The organism is Myxococcales bacterium (assembly GCA_016717005.1).
In the GTDB taxonomy this organism is placed as follows: domain Bacteria; phylum Myxococcota_A; class Polyangia; order Haliangiales; family Haliangiaceae; genus UBA2376.
Window position 1 is genome coordinate 1,361,406 of record JADJUF010000039.1, and the last position, 17,597, is coordinate 1,379,002.

At 75.1% G+C, this 17,597-nt stretch carries 18 protein-coding genes; 8 read left to right on the top strand and 10 right to left on the bottom strand.

Going from position 1 to position 17,597, the window contains the following annotated elements:
- Nucleotide 1: 1 nt before the first annotated feature.
- A complete protein-coding gene (locus IPL61_36730; GenBank protein MBK9036738.1) occupies nt 2-565 on the top strand; it encodes a DUF99 family protein in 564 nt (187 codons plus the stop codon).
- Nucleotides 566-1,860: 1,295 nt separating this feature from the next.
- Here IPL61_36730 and IPL61_36735 read toward each other — a convergent pair.
- The 3 genes from IPL61_36735 to IPL61_36745 form a co-directional block, all read right to left on the bottom strand.
- A complete protein-coding gene (locus IPL61_36735; GenBank protein ID MBK9036739.1) occupies nt 1,861-2,604 on the bottom strand; it encodes a transposase in 744 nt (247 codons plus the stop codon).
- A gap of 1,741 nt (nt 2,605-4,345) precedes the next feature.
- Nucleotides 4,346-5,773 (bottom strand): hypothetical protein, encoded by a 1,428-nt coding sequence (locus IPL61_36740; GenBank protein MBK9036740.1) that lies wholly within the window; start codon nt 5,771-5,773, stop codon nt 4,346-4,348.
- A 368-nt stretch (nt 5,774-6,141) separates the two neighbouring features.
- Nucleotides 6,142-7,284 carry a Bax inhibitor-1/YccA family protein gene (locus tag IPL61_36745; GenBank protein ID MBK9036741.1) on the bottom strand — a complete coding sequence of 381 codons (1,143 nt, stop codon included), beginning with the start codon at nt 7,282-7,284 and terminating at the stop codon, nt 6,142-6,144.
- A 328-nt stretch (nt 7,285-7,612) separates the two neighbouring features.
- Between IPL61_36745 and IPL61_36750 the strand changes: the two genes are divergently transcribed.
- Nucleotides 7,613-8,347, top strand: a complete 735-nt coding sequence (locus IPL61_36750; GenBank protein MBK9036742.1) for a rhomboid family intramembrane serine protease — start codon at nt 7,613-7,615, stop codon at nt 8,345-8,347.
- Between the two features lie 151 nt (nt 8,348-8,498).
- On the opposite strand, the gene IPL61_36755 is transcribed toward IPL61_36750, so the two are convergent.
- Nucleotides 8,499-9,482 carry an energy transducer TonB gene (locus IPL61_36755; GenBank protein MBK9036743.1) on the bottom strand — a complete coding sequence of 328 codons (984 nt, stop codon included), beginning with the start codon at nt 9,480-9,482 and terminating at the stop codon, nt 8,499-8,501.
- 166 nt (nt 9,483-9,648) lie between these two features.
- On the opposite strand from IPL61_36755, the gene IPL61_36760 reads away from it, so the two are divergent.
- On the top strand, nt 9,649-10,467 hold the full coding sequence (locus IPL61_36760) for a sigma-70 family RNA polymerase sigma factor (GenBank protein ID MBK9036744.1): 819 nt from the start codon (nt 9,649-9,651) through the stop codon (nt 10,465-10,467).
- 3 nt (nt 10,468-10,470) lie between these two features.
- Here IPL61_36760 and IPL61_36765 read toward each other — a convergent pair whose 3' ends face one another.
- Complete coding sequence (locus tag IPL61_36765) at nt 10,471-10,863, bottom strand: VOC family protein (protein MBK9036745.1); 393 nt, start codon at nt 10,861-10,863, stop codon at nt 10,471-10,473.
- 41 nt (nt 10,864-10,904) lie between these two features.
- The gene (locus IPL61_36770; GenBank protein ID MBK9036746.1) at nt 10,905-11,294 is read right to left on the bottom strand and encodes a VOC family protein; all 390 of its coding nucleotides are present in this window, start codon (nt 11,292-11,294) and stop codon (nt 10,905-10,907) included.
- Nucleotides 11,295-11,728: 434 nt separating this feature from the next.
- Here IPL61_36770 and IPL61_36775 point away from each other — a divergent pair, with 434 nt between their 5' ends.
- Nucleotides 11,729-12,427, top strand: coding sequence for a hypothetical protein (locus IPL61_36775; protein ID MBK9036747.1), 699 nt, complete (start codon nt 11,729-11,731; stop codon nt 12,425-12,427).
- 7 nt (nt 12,428-12,434) lie between these two features.
- On the opposite strand, the gene IPL61_36780 is transcribed toward IPL61_36775, so the two are convergent.
- Complete coding sequence (locus IPL61_36780; protein MBK9036748.1) at nt 12,435-12,749, bottom strand: hypothetical protein; 315 nt, start codon at nt 12,747-12,749, stop codon at nt 12,435-12,437.
- 214 nt (nt 12,750-12,963) lie between these two features.
- Between IPL61_36780 and IPL61_36785 the strand changes: the two genes are divergently transcribed.
- From IPL61_36785 to IPL61_36795, 3 genes are all read left to right on the top strand, one after another.
- On the top strand, nt 12,964-13,116 hold the full coding sequence (locus IPL61_36785) for a hypothetical protein (GenBank protein MBK9036749.1): 153 nt from the start codon (nt 12,964-12,966) through the stop codon (nt 13,114-13,116).
- Between the two features lie 136 nt (nt 13,117-13,252).
- Complete coding sequence (locus IPL61_36790; GenBank protein ID MBK9036750.1) at nt 13,253-13,570, top strand: winged helix-turn-helix transcriptional regulator; 318 nt, start codon at nt 13,253-13,255, stop codon at nt 13,568-13,570.
- On the top strand, nt 13,567-14,025 hold the full coding sequence (locus IPL61_36795) for an SRPBCC domain-containing protein (protein ID MBK9036751.1): 459 nt from the start codon (nt 13,567-13,569) through the stop codon (nt 14,023-14,025). The genes IPL61_36790 and IPL61_36795 overlap by 4 nt, the downstream gene beginning before the upstream one ends.
- Nucleotides 14,026-14,185: 160 nt before the next feature.
- Here the strand turns inward: IPL61_36795 and IPL61_36800 are convergent, their stop codons facing one another.
- From IPL61_36800 to IPL61_36810, 3 genes are all read right to left on the bottom strand, one after another.
- A complete protein-coding gene (locus tag IPL61_36800; protein ID MBK9036752.1) occupies nt 14,186-15,409 on the bottom strand; it encodes a hypothetical protein in 1,224 nt (407 codons plus the stop codon).
- A 281-nt stretch (nt 15,410-15,690) separates the two neighbouring features.
- Nucleotides 15,691-16,137 carry a hypothetical protein gene (locus IPL61_36805; protein ID MBK9036753.1) on the bottom strand — a complete coding sequence of 149 codons (447 nt, stop codon included), beginning with the start codon at nt 16,135-16,137 and terminating at the stop codon, nt 15,691-15,693.
- A 22-nt stretch (nt 16,138-16,159) separates the two neighbouring features.
- Entirely contained in the window at nt 16,160-16,426 is a 267-nt protein-coding gene (locus IPL61_36810; protein ID MBK9036754.1) for a hypothetical protein, read from the bottom strand.
- Nucleotides 16,427-16,541: 115 nt separating this feature from the next.
- Between IPL61_36810 and IPL61_36815 the strand changes: the two genes are divergently transcribed.
- A complete protein-coding gene (locus IPL61_36815; protein ID MBK9036755.1) occupies nt 16,542-17,432 on the top strand; it encodes a hypothetical protein in 891 nt (296 codons plus the stop codon).
- Nucleotides 17,433-17,597 lie beyond the last annotated feature (165 nt).

A 17,597-nucleotide genomic window follows, 5' to 3' on the forward strand; every position in this document is an offset into this window, starting at 1 on the left:
GATGAAGCCCATCACCAACGTCGTCGGGTTCGATGACGCGCCGTTCGCGCACGACCACCGCGGCGACGTGCGCGTGGTCGGCGCTGTCTGCTCGCGCACGCGGCTCGACGGCGTCTTGTCGGGCAAGGTCCGCCGCGACGGCACCAACTCCACGGACGCGCTGATCGCGCTGGTCGCCAACGGCAAGTTCCGCGGGCACGTGCGCGCGGTGCTGCTGCAGGGCATCGCGCTCGCGGGCTTCAACGTCGTCGACGTCCACCGCTTGCACGCGGCCCTCGGCGTGCCCGTCGTGGTCGTGGTGCGCAAGCACCCGCGGCTCGGCATGGTCCGGGACGCGCTGCTCGACCGCACGCCCGGCGGCGCCCGCAAGTGGAAGCTGGTCGAGGCCGCCGGCCCCCTGACCAACCTCGGCACGATGTGGGTCCAGCACATCGGCCTGTCCGCCGCCGACGCCACCGCGCTGCTCCGCGCGACCACGCTCCACGGCAACGTGCCCGAGCCGCTGCGCCTCGCCCACCTGATCGCCGGCGGCGTCACCACCGGCCAGAGCCGCGGCCGGGCCTGATCCGCGTCGACGCGGCGCCGTCCGCGCGCTCCGCCTCGGGGCGCCCGAGCGCGCTGCTGCATCAGCGACAGCATCCCGCGCGAGCGCCGTCGGGCGCCCCGCGCGTCCGTCGGGCGGGCGCCGCGCGCGTCGTCGGGCGCCGCGTGCATCGTCGGGCGCCGCGTGCATCGTCGGGCGCCGCGCGCGTCGGCGGGCGCCGCGTGCCTCGGCGGGCGCCGCGCGCGTCCGTCGGGCGGGCGCCGCGCGCGTCCGTCGGGCGGGCGCCGCGTGCGTCGTCGGGCGCCGCGTGCATCGGCGGGCGCCGCGTGCATCGGCGGGCGCCGCGCGCATCGGCGGGCGCCGCGCGCATCGGCGGGCGCCGCGCGCATCGGCGGGCGCCGCGCGCGTCGGCGGGCGGGCGCGGGCGCCGCCCCGTGCGTCCGTCGGGCGGGCGCCGCGCGCGTCGTCGGGCGCCGCGTGCATCATCGGGCGGGCGCCGCGTCGTCGGGCGCCGCCCCGTGCGTCCGTCGGGCGGGCGCCGCGTGCATCGTCGGGCGCCGCGTGCACCGCCGGGGCGGGCACTCCGCGCGTGCGTCGGGCGGCGCCGCGTGCGTCGTCGGGCGCCGCGTGCATCGGCGGGCGCCGCCCCGTGCGTCCGTCGGGCGGGCGCCGCGCGCGTCGTCGGGCGCCGCGTGCATCATCGGCCGGGCGCCGCGTCGTCGGGCGCCGCCCCGTGCGTCCGTCGGGCGGGCGCCGCGTGCATCGTCGGGCGCCGCGTGCACCGCCGGGGCGGGCACTCCGCGCGTGCGTCGGGCGGCGCCGCGTGCGTCATCGAGCGCCGCGTGCGTCATCGGGCGCCGAGTGCATCGTCGGGCGCCGCGTGCATCGTCGGGCGCCGCGTGCATCGTCGGGCGCCGCGTGCATCATCGGGCGCCGCGCGCATCGGCGGGCGCCGCGCGCATCGGCGGGCGCCGCGTGCGTCGTCGGGCGCCGCGTGCGTGCGTCGGGCGCCGCGCGCATCGGCGGGCGCCGCGCGCATCGGCGGGCGCCGCGTGCGTCGTCGGGCGCCGCGTGCGTGCGTCGGGCGGGCACTCCGCGCGTGCGTCGGGCGGGCACTCGCGCGTCCGTCGGGCAGCGCCCCGCGGGTCCGTCGGGGTCGCCCGCCGGTGTCGAGCATGGACGCCAGCGGGGCGGCCCGCCCGATGAGCGCGCGAGGCGGGTGTTGGCGTCGGCGATGACCGGTGGTACCGGCGGTGAACAGTCGCTCAGCCCGTGCAACGCGTCCAACCGCAGCGCCGACTCGGCATCGAGGCGGGTCACGCGTCGATCGCTCCCGGCACCTGCCACAGGCTCGGCGGCGCGCCGCCCCGGCGCCAGCCATCCGCGAGCAGCCACGTCTGCGGCCGCGCCGACGGCAGCGGCTCGAAGCCGCGCGGCCACGCGAACGGCACGCCGTCGCGCTCGGCCCAGCCGACGAACCACACCGCCGTCGAGTACGGATCGACCTGGGCCCGTCGCTGCCCGACCCCGCCATGGTCGGCGCGGTGCCGCCGCCAGTTGTTGAGCACGTACGCCAGCGCGTTGCGCGCCTGCCGCGGGTTCGTGATCGGCGTCGCGTGGTAGCGCGCCGCGAACACCCGGCCGCGCCGCCGGACACCGCGCTCCTCGGAGATCGCCAGGTTCAAGCGTCGCGCCGCCGAGATGCACAGCCCGCGCACGCCGTTGGCCAGCGCGATCCGGTCATCCGCCTCGCACAGGAGGTGGATGTGGTTGCCCTGGATCGACACGTGGACCACGCGGAAGTCGTGACGACCCAGCGCGCGGACCATCGCCCAGCGCATCGCCTGGTACGCGCTGCGCCGGCGCAAGCGCCCGACATCGCCGACGACCTTCAGCACGACGTGCACCGGCTGCCGCGGATCGTGGACCGGTCGAGCGCGATGCGGCGGCGTCTGGGCGCCTCGCCGCTTGCGGCCCGCGCCCTTGCGCCGACCGCCATGGCCGACCCGCGCCTTGGTCACCACGAACTCCAGTTGCTGTCCTCGCCGCCGCCCAAGCATGATTGGGCTAATATATATTATGTTTCTGCTATGGCAAGGGTAAGATGACGCGAATGGAACAGATTATGTGATCGGGATCCGGCGGGTGGCGGGCGGCGGGTGGCAGGTGGCGGGTGGCGAGCGGCGGGCGGCGGGTGACGAGCGGCGGGCGGCGGGCGGCGGGTGGCGGGCGGCGGGGGGCGGGTGGCGAGCGGCGGGCGGCGAGCGGCGGGCGGCGGGCGGCGGGTGGCGAGCGGCGGGCGGCGGGCGGCGAGCGGCGGGCGGCGGGTGGCGGGTGGCGGGCGGCGGGTGGCGGGTGGCGGGTGGCGAGCGGCGGGCGGCGAGCGGCGGGCGGCGGGCGGCGAGGAGGATGCGGACGCGGACTGCCTCCCCGGAGCGCTGATGGAGTTGCCGCGGTGTGGACAGCCGCACCGCGGCCGGCGATGGCGGCGACCCTGACGGCGCAAGACGGCGGTGCGCCTGACACACACCGCTTGGACACCGGCGACGCGCGCATGCGGTCAGGCTGCGATCGAATGGGGCGCCGGTGCCCACAACCCCACAGCGCCCGCCGGCCCGTGATCCTTCTTGATTCTTGAGAGAGAGAACGGCGGAGCGGACCCGATCCAGGCGACCTGGACCGACGCGGCGACGGCCGCCGACCTGGACCGACGCGCCGACGGACGCCGATGTGGACGGTCGCGGCGACGGACGCCGACCTGGACGGTCGCGGCGACGGACGCCGACCTGACGGCGCGCGACGGTCGCCGTCGTGGACCGACGCGGTGACGGTCGCCGACCTGGACGGACGCGGACACCGCGGCCGACCTCGACGGACGCGGACACCACGGCCGACCTCGACGGACGCGGGCAGCGCCGCCGACCTCGACGGACGCGGACACCGCCGCCGACCTCGACGGACGCGGGCACCGCCGCCGACCTCGACGGACGCGGACACCGCTGCCGACCTCGACGGACGCGGACACCGCGGCCGACCTCGACGGACCGCCGCCGACCTCGACGGACCGCCGCCGACCTCGACGGAGGCGGGCGACGCCGCGGTGGCGCGCCTGGATCGGATCTGGTCGAGCGGCCTCACGGTCTCCGGAGATCCATCAAGCTCACGGAACCGGCGGGCGCTGTGGGGTTGTGGGCACAGGCGCCAACGTCACCGCGGCCTGCCCGCGTGCACGCGTCGCCGGTGTCCAAGCCGGTGTGCGGCAGGCGCACCGGCGGGGCGCGCGGTCAGGTCGCCATCGACGAACGCGGCGGTGCGGCTGTCCACACCGGCGGCAACTCCATCAGCGCTCCGGGAGCCTGCGCCGACCGCGCCAGCCCCGCCGTCCACACGATCCGCTCGCCAGCCGCTCGCCAGCCGCCCGCCAGCCGTTCGCCAGCGCCGACCGCGCCGGCCCCGCCGTCCACACGATCCTCCCGCCGGCCGTTCGCCACACCGGCCACGCGGGCCCCGCCCGCCGCACGATCCGCCCGCGACACGGTCCGCCCGCCACACGATCCGCCCGCCAGCAGTTCGCCGCGCGACCGCGCCAGCCCGCGCGCCGACCGCGCCAGCCGTTCGCCGGCCCCGCCAGCGCGCCGCCCCGTCCAACGTCAACTCGCCGCGCCGACCACGCCGCCGCCGAGCGTGCAGGTCGCGTCGACGTCGTCGGCGCCCCGCCGCCGTCAGCTCGCCGCGCCGACCACGCCGCCGCCGACCGTGCGGGTCGCCCGTTCGCCGTCGCCCCGCCTCGCCCCGTCGCCGTCAGTTCGCCGCGCCGACCACGCCGCCGCCGAGCGTGCGGGTCGCGTCGACGTCGTCGGGCGCGCGCCGCGCGGCGTCGCAGCGCGCGTTGATGAAGCGCTCGAGGACCGCGCGGCGGTGTGGCAGGAACACCTCGGTGAGCGCGGGTGACAGCTGGCCGCGCTCGTCGACGTGGGTGAAGCCGTTCGACGCCGGCCACGCGACGCCGGCGCCGAGGTCGACACGGCTCGACAGCTCGTGGCAGCCGGCGCAGGTCTGCGTGGTCGCACGCGCGAGCACCTGCGACGTCGTCAGCGGCGCGGCGAGCGTGAGCAGGCCGCGCTGGAGCTCGGCGCGGAGCGTGACGCTGGCGCGGGTGGCGTAGCGCACGTTGGCGGTGCCCGGCGTCGACACGCTCTCGAAGGTGTTGGCGACGTCGGGCACGTCGAGCGCCAGCGTCGCCGGATCGGCGCCGACCAGGCCAGGCAGCTGCGCCACGAACGCGGTCGTGAACGCGGCCGCGCCGGCGTGGGTGCCGGCGAACAGCGCCTCGGCCGGGTTGGCCTTGACCGTGACCTGCTCGACGGCGAGCTGGCAAGTCGCGGGGTCGCCGCAACGGCGGCGCAGCTTGAACTCGCGCAGGTCCCACTCGATGTCGTCGACGAACAGGTTGGTGCGGATCTGTCCGGCGCCGAAGCTCGCGGCGGCGCCAGCGGCGAGGCCGTAGTGGCGCGCGTCGACCACCGCCGGGAACCCCGGCACCGCGTCGCCGGTGAAGTAGAACTGCTCGAGGCGCGCGGCCCGCACCGCCGGGTCGAGCTCGGCCGACAGCGCCTGCCAGAACCGCGCGACCGGCAGGCACGCGTCGGCGCCGGCCGCCGGCGTCGGGTTGGGCAGCGCCGCCTCGAAGATCACGAAGCCGCGCCCGCCGATCCGCGCGCCGGGCTCGGACGCCAGCGCGAAGACGATGCGGTACTCGCCGCAGTGGCGGCCGTCGGCGGGCGCCAGGTCGAAGCGATTGAACAGGCCGACCGGCACGAACCGCACCGGCGCGCCCGGCCCCAGCGGGTCCACCGACGCCAGCGCCAGCTCGGGCCCGCGCGGACAGCGCAGGCCGTAGCCCTCGGGATCGATGCTGGCGTCGTCGCAGTCGCCCGCGGCGGGGCTCGCGCCGAACGTGCGCAGCCACGCCTGGTACAGCGCCAGGCTGGTCTGGGTGCCCGCGGTGCCGCCGGTCGAGCGCAGCCGGTCGAGCACCCGCCCGAAGCCGAACCGCGCCAGCGCCGCGGGCTCGGTGATCGCGAGCGATCGCGACGGCGCGGTGCCGCTGACCGGGCACGTAACGACCGGGGGCGGATCGACCGGCGGATCGATCGGCGGCTCGATCGGCGGCTCGATCGGGTCGAACGGCTCACGGTCGACGCAGCCGAGGGCAGCGGCGAGCAACACGGACACAGCGCACGCGAGGCGGGACATGGGGCTCCAGGGCGGAGGGCGAACGCCGGGGGTCACCACCCAGAGCCGCGGCCGCGCCGGATCGGCTCACCGGCGCGCAACGCGAGCAGCCCACCCGGGCGGCTTCGAGGCGACCGATGGCTCGTTGTGCATCGAGCGAGCACGTCGATCGAGCGCCGGATCGATCTGCACGACCTCGAGCCCGACGACGCCGAGGTCATGGGCCGACGGACCGCCGCGGCCATCGCCGATCGGCCCAGCCCGAAACGCGCTCGGCCCGGGCCAAACCGCCCGGGCCGCTCCCACCGCCACCCGTCCAGCCGCGCGACCGGCGCGACCGGCCTCGGCCGATCGCCGCCCCGCTACTCCGACCGCAGCTTGAGCAAGATGCGGATGACGTACCAGAACAACAGCGCGACCGAGGCGAACAGCGACAGCGACGCGCCGACGTAGTTCTCGGGATCCTCGTGCGCCATGATCTGCGACGTCTCGTAGAGGATCTGCCCCACCGCCAGCAGCACCATCGCGATCGAGAACACGATCCCGAGGTTGAAGCCGAACACGAGGGACAGGACGATCAGGCCCATCGCCGCGGCGCCGCCGACCGCCAGGGCCGTGCGCAGGAACGAGAAGTCCTTCTTGGTGACGAACACCGACGCGGTCAGCGCGCCGAACACGCCGAGCGTGATGTAGGCCGCGTCGCGGATGATGTTGGGATCGCCCTTGCCGCTCGCGACCATGTCCTTGGTCACCCAGGTCACGATCATCAGGAGCGGCACGAAGATGAGCGCCTCACCGATCGTGTAGATGGCCAGGCCGATGTAGTGCAGCGGCTTGGAGCGCGTGTGCTCAGCGAGGTAGTGGGCGATGAAGCTCAGCCCGGTGAACACCGCGAGCACGACGCCCCAGTGCCAGCGCGGCGCGGCGAAGAACTCGCCGCCGTACTCGTGGCCGAGCGCGAACTCGACCAGCGGCCCGGTCACCTTCTCGCCCAGCGTCTTGTTGTTGAACAAGAGCCACTCGATGCCGGTGAACGCGACGATCGCCGCGAACAGGTGCAAGTAGACGAGCCGGATGAAGCGCACCCGCGACGAGAGCCCCTGGGTCGCGTCCGCGCCGGCGATGCCACGCGCGCCGGCCGGCGGCGCGCCGAAGCCGACGCCCGGAGGGGCGCCGAAGCCCTGCTGCGGCGGCGGTCCACCCCACGCCGGCTGCATCGGCGACGGCCCACCCTGCGGCGGTCCGCCCCAGCCTTGCTGCGGCGGCGGCCCACCCTGCGGCGGCCCACCCCAGCCCTGCTGCGGCGGCGCGCCCGGCATCCCCGGCATCGGCGGCTGACCACCCCAGCCCTGCTGCTGCGGCGGCCCACCCTGCGGCGGCTGACCACCCCAGCCCTGCTGTGGCGGCGGCGCCTGCGGCATCGGCGGCTGCGCGCCCCACGGCGGCTGCTGCGGCGGCGGCGGCTGGTTCCAGGGCTGCTGCGGCTGCGGCGGCGCCTGCGGCATCGGCGGCTGCTGATTCCACTGCTGTGGCGCGGGCGCCTGCGGTGGCTGGTTCCACGGCTGCTGCGGCTGCTGCTGCGGCGGCTGCGCGCCCCACGGCTGCGGTTGTGGGGCCTCTCCCGGGGCCGGGGGCGTGTTGGGCGCCCAGCCCATCATGGTCTTCGCGGGCGGTTTCTGGTCGTTAGACATTGTGTGCGCAGCTCCTGGGCGACTCGCCTGTTGGGTAGAGTCTACAGGAGCCAGATGTGACGTTGGACGGCAACCGGTGGCGAATCCGCGCACTCCCGCCGACCGGGGCGCCGGGTCGCCCGACCTCTGCTAGCCTCCGGACGTGCGCCGTACGAGTTTCAAGCCGGCTGACCCCGACCAGCTCCGGATCACCCGCGTCGCGCTGGTGCTGCTGTTCGCGCTCATGGGCCTGTCGCTGGTGTTCGGGATGTCCGACGAGGCGGGCCAGCGGCGCATGGCCGAGTGGCTGGTGCCGACCCCCGACAGCGTCTGGCACCAGGGCAAGGTGTGGACGCTGGTCACCGGGCCGTTCCTCGAGCCGCGCATCGTGTCGCTCCTGTTCGAGGGCCTGATGCTGTGGATGCTGCTGCCGCGCCTCGAGCGCTGGTGGGGCCCGCGCCGGTTCCTGATGTTCGTCGCGATGACCGCGATCGCCGCCTCGATCGCCGGCACCCTGACCGGCCTCGCGCTCGGGCGGCCCGACGCGATCGTCGGCTTCAACCCCACCATCCTCGCCGGCACGATCGCCTTCGGCGTGCTCTACGCGCGCCAGCCGGTGCAGTTCTTCGGCGTGCTGCCCATGACCGGCCGCGCGTTCATGTGGGGCATGATCGTGCTGACCGCGCTGTTCGTGCTGATCGGCCAGGAGTGGAGCGAGGGCGCCGCGATGGCCGCCGCCATGGCCGTCGGCGCCGGCCTCGCCTCGGGCCGCATCGATCCCATCGCCGTCTGGCGTCGCCGTCGCTACGCCAAGGCCCGCTCGCACCTGTCCGTCGTGCCGCCCGACGTCTCGACCATGCCGCGCCGCCCCAAGGGGGACGAGCGCTACCTCAACTGAGCGACGCGGCGAGGCCTGTCGCCAGGCCGCCCGAACTCGACCGCCTCGGTGGCTCGGGCAGGCCGACGAACCCTGCGAGCCGCGGCTTCCCGCCGCGCGCGCGACCGAAACGTACACGCCTGCGCCGCGCCTTCGGCGGTATGCGGCCGGCCTACAGCCGCCCGACGAAGGTCGTCGTCTCGGTGATCCGGAGCGGGTAGCGCAGGGTCGTCTTGCGCCGGGCCGGCGCGAAGGTCAGCGCCCGCGCCGCGTCGAGCAGGCACGCGTCGAGGAGCACGTCCTCGAGCTTCGAGCGCTCGATGCGCGCCGCCGCGACCGCGCCGTCGGGGCCGATGTCGAGGCGCAGGGTGACGGCGCCGGTCGACTGGTGCTGCGCCTTGCACCGTCCGAGCCCGGACTCCCAGGCCTTGAACCCGGCGGCCAGCGCCGTGGCGTCGAGCGGCCCGCGGTGGGTCGCGCGGAGCTTCGGGTCCAGCGTCACGATCGGCGCGCCCGCGCCGGCGCCGAAGTGGATCGGCGCGTCGACGGTGCGGTCGGCGCTCAGCGGCGCCACCTTCATCTTGCGCACGACGCCGGCGATGCAGTCGGTCATCGGCGGGTCGCGCACGCCCGCGGTCACCGCCGCGGTCGCGGCCGTGACCACGCCGTCCTTGCGCACCGTCAGCGTCACCTGGACGACGCCGCTGAAGCCCTTCAGCCCGGGGCAATCGATCAGCGCCCGCGCGTTGTTACCGAGCTCGTTGTTGATCGTGCGGACATCCGCGGCGTGGACCTCGTCGGTGGTGCTGACCCTGAACACGCCGGTCCAGGCCTTGGCGCTGGGCGCCAGCGTCGACACCGCCAGCACGCCGGCCGCGCACTGCGCCGCCTCGCCCTTGGTCACGACCGTCGCCTTCGTGACCACGCCGGACGCGGCCACCGCGACCTTGACCTTCACCATCGCCGGCCGCGCGCGCTGCCAGCAGACCTGCATCGCCAGGCGCACCTCCTCGAGCGAACGCAGCACCGCGTCGCGCTCGCCCGGCGCCGGCCCGCCAGAGGCCAGCACGGCGCCCGCCGCCGCCGCCGCGCGCGACGCTCCCGCGAGCGCGATCAAGAACGTGCCCATCGCCGACAGCGGTGAGGTCGGGCGCATCGGTCGACCGTAGCAGCCCCGCGCCCGGGATGACCGCGCGCCACGCGCGGCATCGACCCTGTTGGTGAGCGCCGCGCCCGCCACCGCCGCGCGATCGTCGTAGGCTCGGGGCGTGACGATCGACTTCGAGGAGCACCGCAGCCACCTGCGCGGCGTCGCCTACCGCATGCTGGGCTCGCGGGCCGAGGCCGACGACGCGGTCCAGGAGGCCTGGCTGCGGCTCGATCGCGCGGCGCCGGGCGACGTCGCGAACCCGCGCGGCTGGCTGACGACGGTGGTCGCGCGCGTCAGCCTCGACATGCTGCGCGCCCGCACGGCGCGCCGCGAGGAGCCCGCCGAGGCGCGCGCCGATCGCGCCGCGACCGCCGACGCCGAGGACGAGCTGATGCTCGCGGACTCGGTCGGGCTCGCGCTCCTGGTCGTGCTCGACAAGCTCGAGCCGGCCGAGCGGCTCGCGTTCGTGCTCCACGATCTGTGCGGCCTGGCCTTCGACGAGATCGCGGCGATCGTCGCGCGGTCGCCCGACGCCGCGCGCCAGCTCGCCAGCCGCGCGCGCCGACGCGTCCAGGGGAGCCCGCCGCCCGAGGCCGAGCTCGCGCGCCAGCGGCACACCGTCGAGGCGTTCATCGCGGCGCTGCGCCGCGGCGACGTCGAGGGCCTCGTCGCCGTGCTCGATCCGGAGGTCATCGGCCGCGCCGGCGACGACACCGGCAAGGTCCGCGAGATCCGCGGCGCCCGGGCGTGGGCCTCGGGCGCGGTCGCGTTCGGCAAGCTCGCGCACCACATGGCCCCGGCCCTGATCGACGGCGCCGTCGGGCTCCTGCTGGCTCCGCACGGCCGGCTGGCGCGCGCGCTGCTGTTCACCTTCACCGACGGCCGCATCGCCCGCGCCGACGTGATCATGGAGCCCGCGCGGCTCGCCGCGCTGGACATCGCGGCGCTCAGCTGGCCGGGCGCGGCCGGCGACGACGCGGTCGCCGGCTGACCGCTACCAGCGCGCCAGCTGCGTGAGCTGGATGAGGTTGCCGCACGTGTCGAGCAGCATCGCGATCGTCGAGCCGGTCACCGCGGTCGGCGGCATCGTGAACTCGGCGCCCGCGGCGCTGAGGCGCGCGTGGTCGCCCTCGACGTCATCGGTGAAGAGGTTGAGCGCGGGCTTGCGCTGCGCGAGCCGGGCCCGCTGGAAGGCCGCGGCCGCCGGGTCGTCGACGAGGGCCAGCTGCAGCTCGGTGCCATCGGGGTCGTCGGGCGAGGTCACCGTGAGCCACCGGAACGGCCCCTGGCTGAAGTCCGCCTTCTTCGCGAGGCCCAGCACGTCGGTGTAGAAGCGCAGCGCCTGGTCTTGATCGTCCACGAACACGCTCGTCAGCTTGATCCTCATCGGGGGCTCCTCTGGTCGATTCGGTTCGAGGCCGAGCGGTCTCAACGCGCCAGCTGCGTGAGCTGGATGAGGTTGCCGCAGGTGTCGAGCAGCATCGCGATCGTCGAGCCGGTCACCGCGGTCGGCGGCATCGTGAACTCGGCGCCCGCGGCGCGGAGGCGCGCGTGGTCGCCCTCGAGGTCGTCGGTGAAGAACATGACCGCGGGCTGCTGCGCCTGGAGCCGGGCCTGCTGGAAGGCCTTGCCCGCGGGGTCATCGTCGAGCGCGAGCTGGAGCTGCACGCCGTCGGGGTCCGCGGGCGAGGTCACCGTGAGCCAGCGATACGGCCCGTTGCGGACGTCGTCCTTCGTGACGAAGCCCAGCACCTCCGTGTAGAAGCGCAGGGCCTTGTCCTGGTCGTCGACGTACACGGTCGTCAGCTTGATCTGCAGGCCCGCGCGGAGCGGCGCGACCGCGCTGGCCTCGGGGATCGGGGCCGCGGCCGCGGGGGGCCGGGACGCGCCACAGGCGCCGGCGAACAGCAGCGCGAGGGCGAGGGCATTCGAGAAGAGAGTGCGCATCCAAGACTCCTGGTTCCTGCTTGTCGGGTTCGCGGCACGCGCCGCTTCGAGACCTTGACGGATCGCGGCGCGCGAATGTGACCGAAGCCTGGCAGCGCCCTCGACCGCCGACGCGTCCGGTCCGCCCGCGGAGCGGGAAACCTCTCGTCTTGTCAGCGGCATAGCTGCCGACATGGGCAGCGCCACAGGCCTGGCCATGGCGCGCATGATCGGTATTTCCTGTGAACACCGGCGCCGGCGTCGAGCCGTGCGCATATGCTCGTCCCTCCGACCCACGACCTCGACCGCTCCGGAGGGCTCCACCGATGCGCATCTGCTCAGTGATCGTATTGTCGCTCGGCCTGGCGCTGAGCGCGCCCGCGCAGGCCGACCCCGCCGCGGCCAAGAAGGCCAACGCCGCCGGGATGAAGGCGTACAAGAAGCACGACTACGAGGCGGCGCAGAAGCTGTTCGAGAAGGCGATCGCCGAGGATCCCGCCTTCGTCAAGGCGCACTACAACCGCGCGTCGATGGCGGCGCTGCAGCTCGACATCGAGCCGCTGGTCGAGGAGTTCGCGTGGCTGCGCGGCGCGACCGCGCCCGAGGCCGCCCGGGTGCTGGCCAAGGCCAAGACCGATCCCGACTTCCGCGCGGTGTCGCTGTTCGATCCGGCGCGCGCCGCGATCGGGCTGCCGCCGCTGGCCGACACGCCGCTCGACACCCTGGCCCTCGCCTACGGCGGCTGGTGGGCCGGCGTCGACGAGGGGATGATGGAGGGCTGGATCGAGGTGCACTTCCTCCCCGGCGGCAAGGCCAAGGGCCGGGAACACAGCGGCGAGAGCGGCTCCTGGTACCCGTGGTCGGCGACCTGGCGTGTCGACGGGCGCACCCTCATCCTGAAGAAGGGCAAGGGCGCGGTCGAGACGTACGTGCTCAAGGACTGCGGCGGCGACGCCGGCCTCGCGGGCCTGCACTGCCTCATGCGCGACGACGGCGGCGCGTCGATCTCGCCCGGCCGGAGCTGACCCGGCGCTACGCGGCCAGGATCCGGTGGGCGCCCGCGGCGGCGCGCGCCACCTCGCGCCGACGATCGGTCACCGCGCCGCCCTGCGCGATCACGTGCAAGCGCGCGCCATCGATCGCGAACGTGCACGCGTCCGACGGGCCAGCGGCGCCCGCGGCGAGCTCGGCGCAGGCCTCCGACGGGCCAGCGGCGGCCACTACCAGGCCGTCGTCGTCGCCCAGGACGATCGCGTCGAGGGCGCCGGCGCGGAGGCACGCGGCGAGCTGGAGGTCGAGCGCGCGGCCGCGCTGGCTGGAGCGGGTGTGACGACGGTCGGGTTGCATCGACGCGATCGTGCCGTCGCCCGCGCCGCGGTCCAACAATTTGGCCGCGGCGTAGGGCGGACCGCGCCCAGGCGCCGAGCGTCGCGCCGGCCGAGCTTGCCGCGCGTTCGGGCCGCACACCGCGGTCGGTCCAGAGTGGCGCGCACGGCCGCGCTGGCTGCCGCGCTGCGACGGGCGCACCACCCGCTCGACCGTCGACGGCCACGCCGTCGAGGTGTGCGACGAGCCGCGCGGGCGCTCGACCACGGTCCACTACGCCGCCGGCGACCTGATCTGCCGCGCGACCTGGCGCAGCGACACCCCGGCGCCGTGGCGCGAGAGCATCGCCGGGGTCGACGCCACGTGCGCGTCGCTCCGCGTCCGCTGACGCTAGCGAGCCGAGGCCAGCCGAGGCCAGCCGAGCCGAGCCGAGGCGCCTGTACCCATCGTCGCGCGCCGGAGGCCGGGCGAGGACGCGTCGGAACTTGTTGATACGTCGGACATCTCCGACGTATCGTGCGCGCATGCCCCGGGTCGATGTGTTCGCCGCGCTCGCCAACCCGATGCGCCGCGAGATCCTGGTGCACCTGCAGCGCGGCCCTCGCAACGTCAGCGACCTCGCGCGCAACTTCGACGTCGGCCGGCCCGCGGTGTCCGAACACCTGCAGGTGCTGCGCAAGGCCCAGCTCGTCCGCGAGGAGCCCCGCGGACGCGAGCGCTACTACCACCTCGATCCTCGGCCGCTGACCGAGGTGGAGCAGTGGCTCGGCGCCTTCGAGCGCTACTGGAAACAGCGGCTCGGCGATCTCGAGCGTTTGCTCGACGAGGAGGACGCGACATGACCAAGCCCGACACCACGACGCCCGCTGCCACGGCGCCCGCTGCCACGGCGCCCGCCGCTGGCGCCGGCACCATCACCGTCGAGCACACCTACGCTCAGGCCCCCGCCCGGGTCTGGCGCGCGCTCACCGAGCCCGCGCTGGTGGCCCGGTGGTGGGCCGCCGGCGACATCCGCGCCGAGGTCGGGCACCGCTTCGAGATGGACATGGGCCCCTGGGGTCAGCAGCCTTGCGAGGTGCTCGCCGTCGAGCCCGAGCGCCTCTTCAGCTTCCGCTTCGCCCAGCCCACCCTCGACACCATCATCACCTTCCGGCTCACCCCCGACGGCGCCGGCACCCGCCTCACCCTCACGCACGAGGGCTTCAACCTCGACACGCCGATGGGCCGCCGCGCGTTCGAGGGCATGAGGCCCGGTTGGCCCGGCATCCTCGCGAAGATCGAGGCCACGCTGGCGTAGGGGACCGCGGCGCGCGCTCGCCCCGATGACGGATGGGTGTGGGTCTTCTGGAACAACGAAACCGCGTCTCATTCCGCATGCTTCCCCATGGGCGTGGCGCGCGCGAACGCACCGAGGCGGCAAGTGAGGGTCGGCATCCACGGCCGGGGTGATGTGAAGATCAGTTGAGGACGCGCCAGCCGCCCTGCGGCGTGAAGCGTAGGAGGTGGCCGCCGAACGAGGTGACGAAGGTGTCGGCGCCGTCGACGCGCGTGTGCAGCGAGAAGACCTCGCCCATCGGGAGCGGGCCGAGGTCGTGGCGCCGCGTGCCGCGGAGCCGGTAGAGGTGGTCGCGATCGACGACGTAGGCGACGGAGCCGCGGGCCGCGAGCTCGAAAGGAATGACCTCGGCCTGGATGCCACGCTGCACGGTCGCGGTGCGACCGTCGCGGATCGCGAGGAGCTTGGCGGTGCCGCCGCAGCCCCAGAACTCGTCGCCGACGATCTGGTACCTCCACGAGGAGGAGGCCCGCGGCTCGTCGCGTCGCCACGACAAGCGACCCGGGCGCGCGGCGTAGCGTTCCTGCCAGCCGTCGCCGCCGTCGGTGGAGTCGGGCGGGGCGCGCTCGACGGTGAGTTCGATGCGGGTGGCGGCGAGCGCGCTGACCCAGGCCAACCCGTCGACGGGGGCGAACTCGGTGCGCCAGGTCGCGCCGTCATCGGCCGAGACCGCGATCAGGCTGCGGGGCTCGCTGCGGTAGGTGAGCGCGACCAGGCCGCCGCCCATCGCGAGCCCGGTGATCATCGTCGGATCGAGACCGGCCGGCAGCGCGCGCCAGACCACCGTGCCGTCGGCATGCTCGATGCCGAGCGTCTGGCGGTCACGGAGCGCCGCGATCCGATCGGCGTCAAGCGCGACCTGCGAGAGCGTGCCGGGTGCGACCAGGCGCGCCACGAAGGTCTGGCCGCCATCGAAGCTCGCGACCACGCCGCGCGCGGTCGTGGTGGCGATCGCGCAACCGGTGGCGCTGACGATCACCTCGCCGGCCTCACCCGCGACCGCGGCGGGATCGGGGATCGCGATCGCGAACGGCAGCCCGATCGTCGCCAGGTCACGCGGACAGGTAGTGCCCGCGGGCGCGGACACCAGCGTCGGCTCCGGATCGGGCGCCGGGGCCGGGGCCGGCGCCGGCAGCGACGCCGGGAGTGGCAGCGGCGCCGGGGGCTGCTCGACCTCGATGACCACGACCGGCGCCGGCACGATCGGGGCGGGCATCACGATCAGCGGCCGAGGCACCTCGCGAGTGGCGCGGACGCCGAGCCACAGCGCGGCGCCGCCGATGACGACGACACCCAGCCGTCGCCAGCGCCGGTCGCGCGTCGCCATCGCCTCGCGGGTCAGCATGGCGACCTCACAAGCAAGCGACGTGCCGCGCGCAAGTCCAGCGTTGCCACGCCACCGTGTCGGCACCGACGCGGACCGGCGTGGCCGCCCGCCCGCGCTCGCGCCCTGTCCGGCGTCATCACCCGCAGGCTCGCGAGCGCGCCGTCCGGGTGGTCGCGGCGCGCCGCGCGGTCCCGCCCGGTCGCCGCACCGCCCGTTGCCCAGCGCCGGCCAGTGCTCGACCTGCCCTCGCCGCACCCGCACCAAGTCCTGCACGTCGTCGCCGGCACGCCAGATCACCGTCACGACGTGCGCTGCAGCAGCGCCTCGAGGATCGGCACGACCAGGTGGTCGCGGACGCGCCCCGTGCTGCGCTTGATCTCGATCAGCGTGGCGAGATCGATCACCCGGACGCGCAGATCCCCATCGACAATGTCGATCGCGTGAGCGTCCAGCTCCTCAAAGCCACGGGCGTCGTGCAGCCGCCCCAGCACGTCGAGCGGACCGAGCCGCGTGATCAGGTTGAGCTGACCGGGCGCCAGGACGTGCTCGACCGTCGGCGCGATGTCGCGCCCGGCCAGGATGGGACGGAACCGCGCGTCGAGCCCCGCCAGCGTCGCGACGAGGCGCGCCGCGTCGTCGCCATCGAGCCGCGGCACGATATCGAGGTCTTGCGTCGTGATCGGCGCGCCATGGATGACGGCCGCCGCTCCGCCGACGACGATGAACGCGACCCCCGCGTCGGTCAACGCGCGGAGCAGGCCCTCGAGGTCAGCGGTCGCGGGTCGCGGCACGGGCCAGGCGCTCCAGCGTCGCGGCGGACGCGCTCGCGGCTCGCAAGCGCTCGCACACGGTCAACTGCAGGTACCAATCGAGCAGTGACACGTCGACCTCGTCGGCAGGCACCGGTGGAAGCGGCGGCGATGAGGGCGGCGATGCGCGATGCACGATCTCAGTTTGCCCGTCGCGGCCCGCGACCACAAGCCTCGGAAGATCCTCTACGTGCCAAGGGCTGGTGCTCGCCGGCCATTCGGCCATGTCCGGCATTGTCCGGCTTTCGGACGTCTGGCCGAGCGTCGGACGCGACCGGACGGTGGCGCGCTGGCGCGGCGCGGGGTTGGCGCTGGCAAGCGGCTTGCTCTGGTCGCGCGCGATGTCGCTGCCGCGTCCGGTCCAGCCTGGCCGGTTCCTGCTGATCAACCGCCGCTGCGTCCAGCGGCAGTTCCTGCTGCGCCCCGACCCCGAGACCAACCAGACCTATCTCTACTGCCTCGCCGTCGCGGTCCAGCGCTTCGGCATCGACATGATCTTGCCGTCGGCCATGTCAAACCACCACCACGACGTCGCCTACGACCGCCGCGGCTGCGAGGTCGAGTTCCGCGCGTACTTCCACATGCTGCTCGCGCGCGCGATGAACGCGCTGCGCGGCCGCTGGGAGAACTTCTGGTCGGCCGAGGCGCCCTGCACCGTCGAGCTGATCGACCCCGCCGACGTCCTGGACAAGCTGGTCTACGCCGCGACCAACCCCGTCAAGGACGGCCTCGTCGAGCGCGTCCACCACTGGCCTGGCGTCAACGGCCTCAGCGCCCTGCTCAACCAGCGCACGATCACCGTCCACCGGCCACGCCACTTCTTCCGCCCCGACGGCGACCTCCCCGAGGTCGTCACCCTCACCCTCACGATCCCGCCCGAGCTCGGCGACCCCGACCAGGTCCGCCGCGAGCTCCGCGAGCGCGTCACCGCCGTCGAGGCCGAGGCCGCCGCCCAGCGCCGCCGCACCGGCGCGCGCGTCCTCGGCCGCCGCGCCATCCTCCGCCAGTCCTGGCGCGACGCCCCCGCCACGCCCGCGCCCCGCCGCCGCCTGCGCCCGCTGATCGCCGCCCGCGACCTCGTCCACCGCATCGCCGCGCTCGCGCGCCTCCGCGCCTTCCGCGAGGCCTACCGCGACGCCCGCCTCCGCTGGCGCGCCGGCCGCCCCGCCGTCTTCCCCGCCGGCACCTACTGGCTCGCCCGCTTCGCGTCGATCACCGTCGCCGCCGCCTGACTCCGGCCGCCAGCCGTCCCCCAGCGCGTCCGCCCTCGACGCGCCGTCGCGGCGTGGCCGCCGGCGCGAATCTCGGCCTCGTCGGGCGCCGTCAGCCGCGCCCCATCGCGCCGTTGTCGCCGCCGCCCCGCCCCCGTGCCGCAGGCGTCTCCCAACTACCCCGGT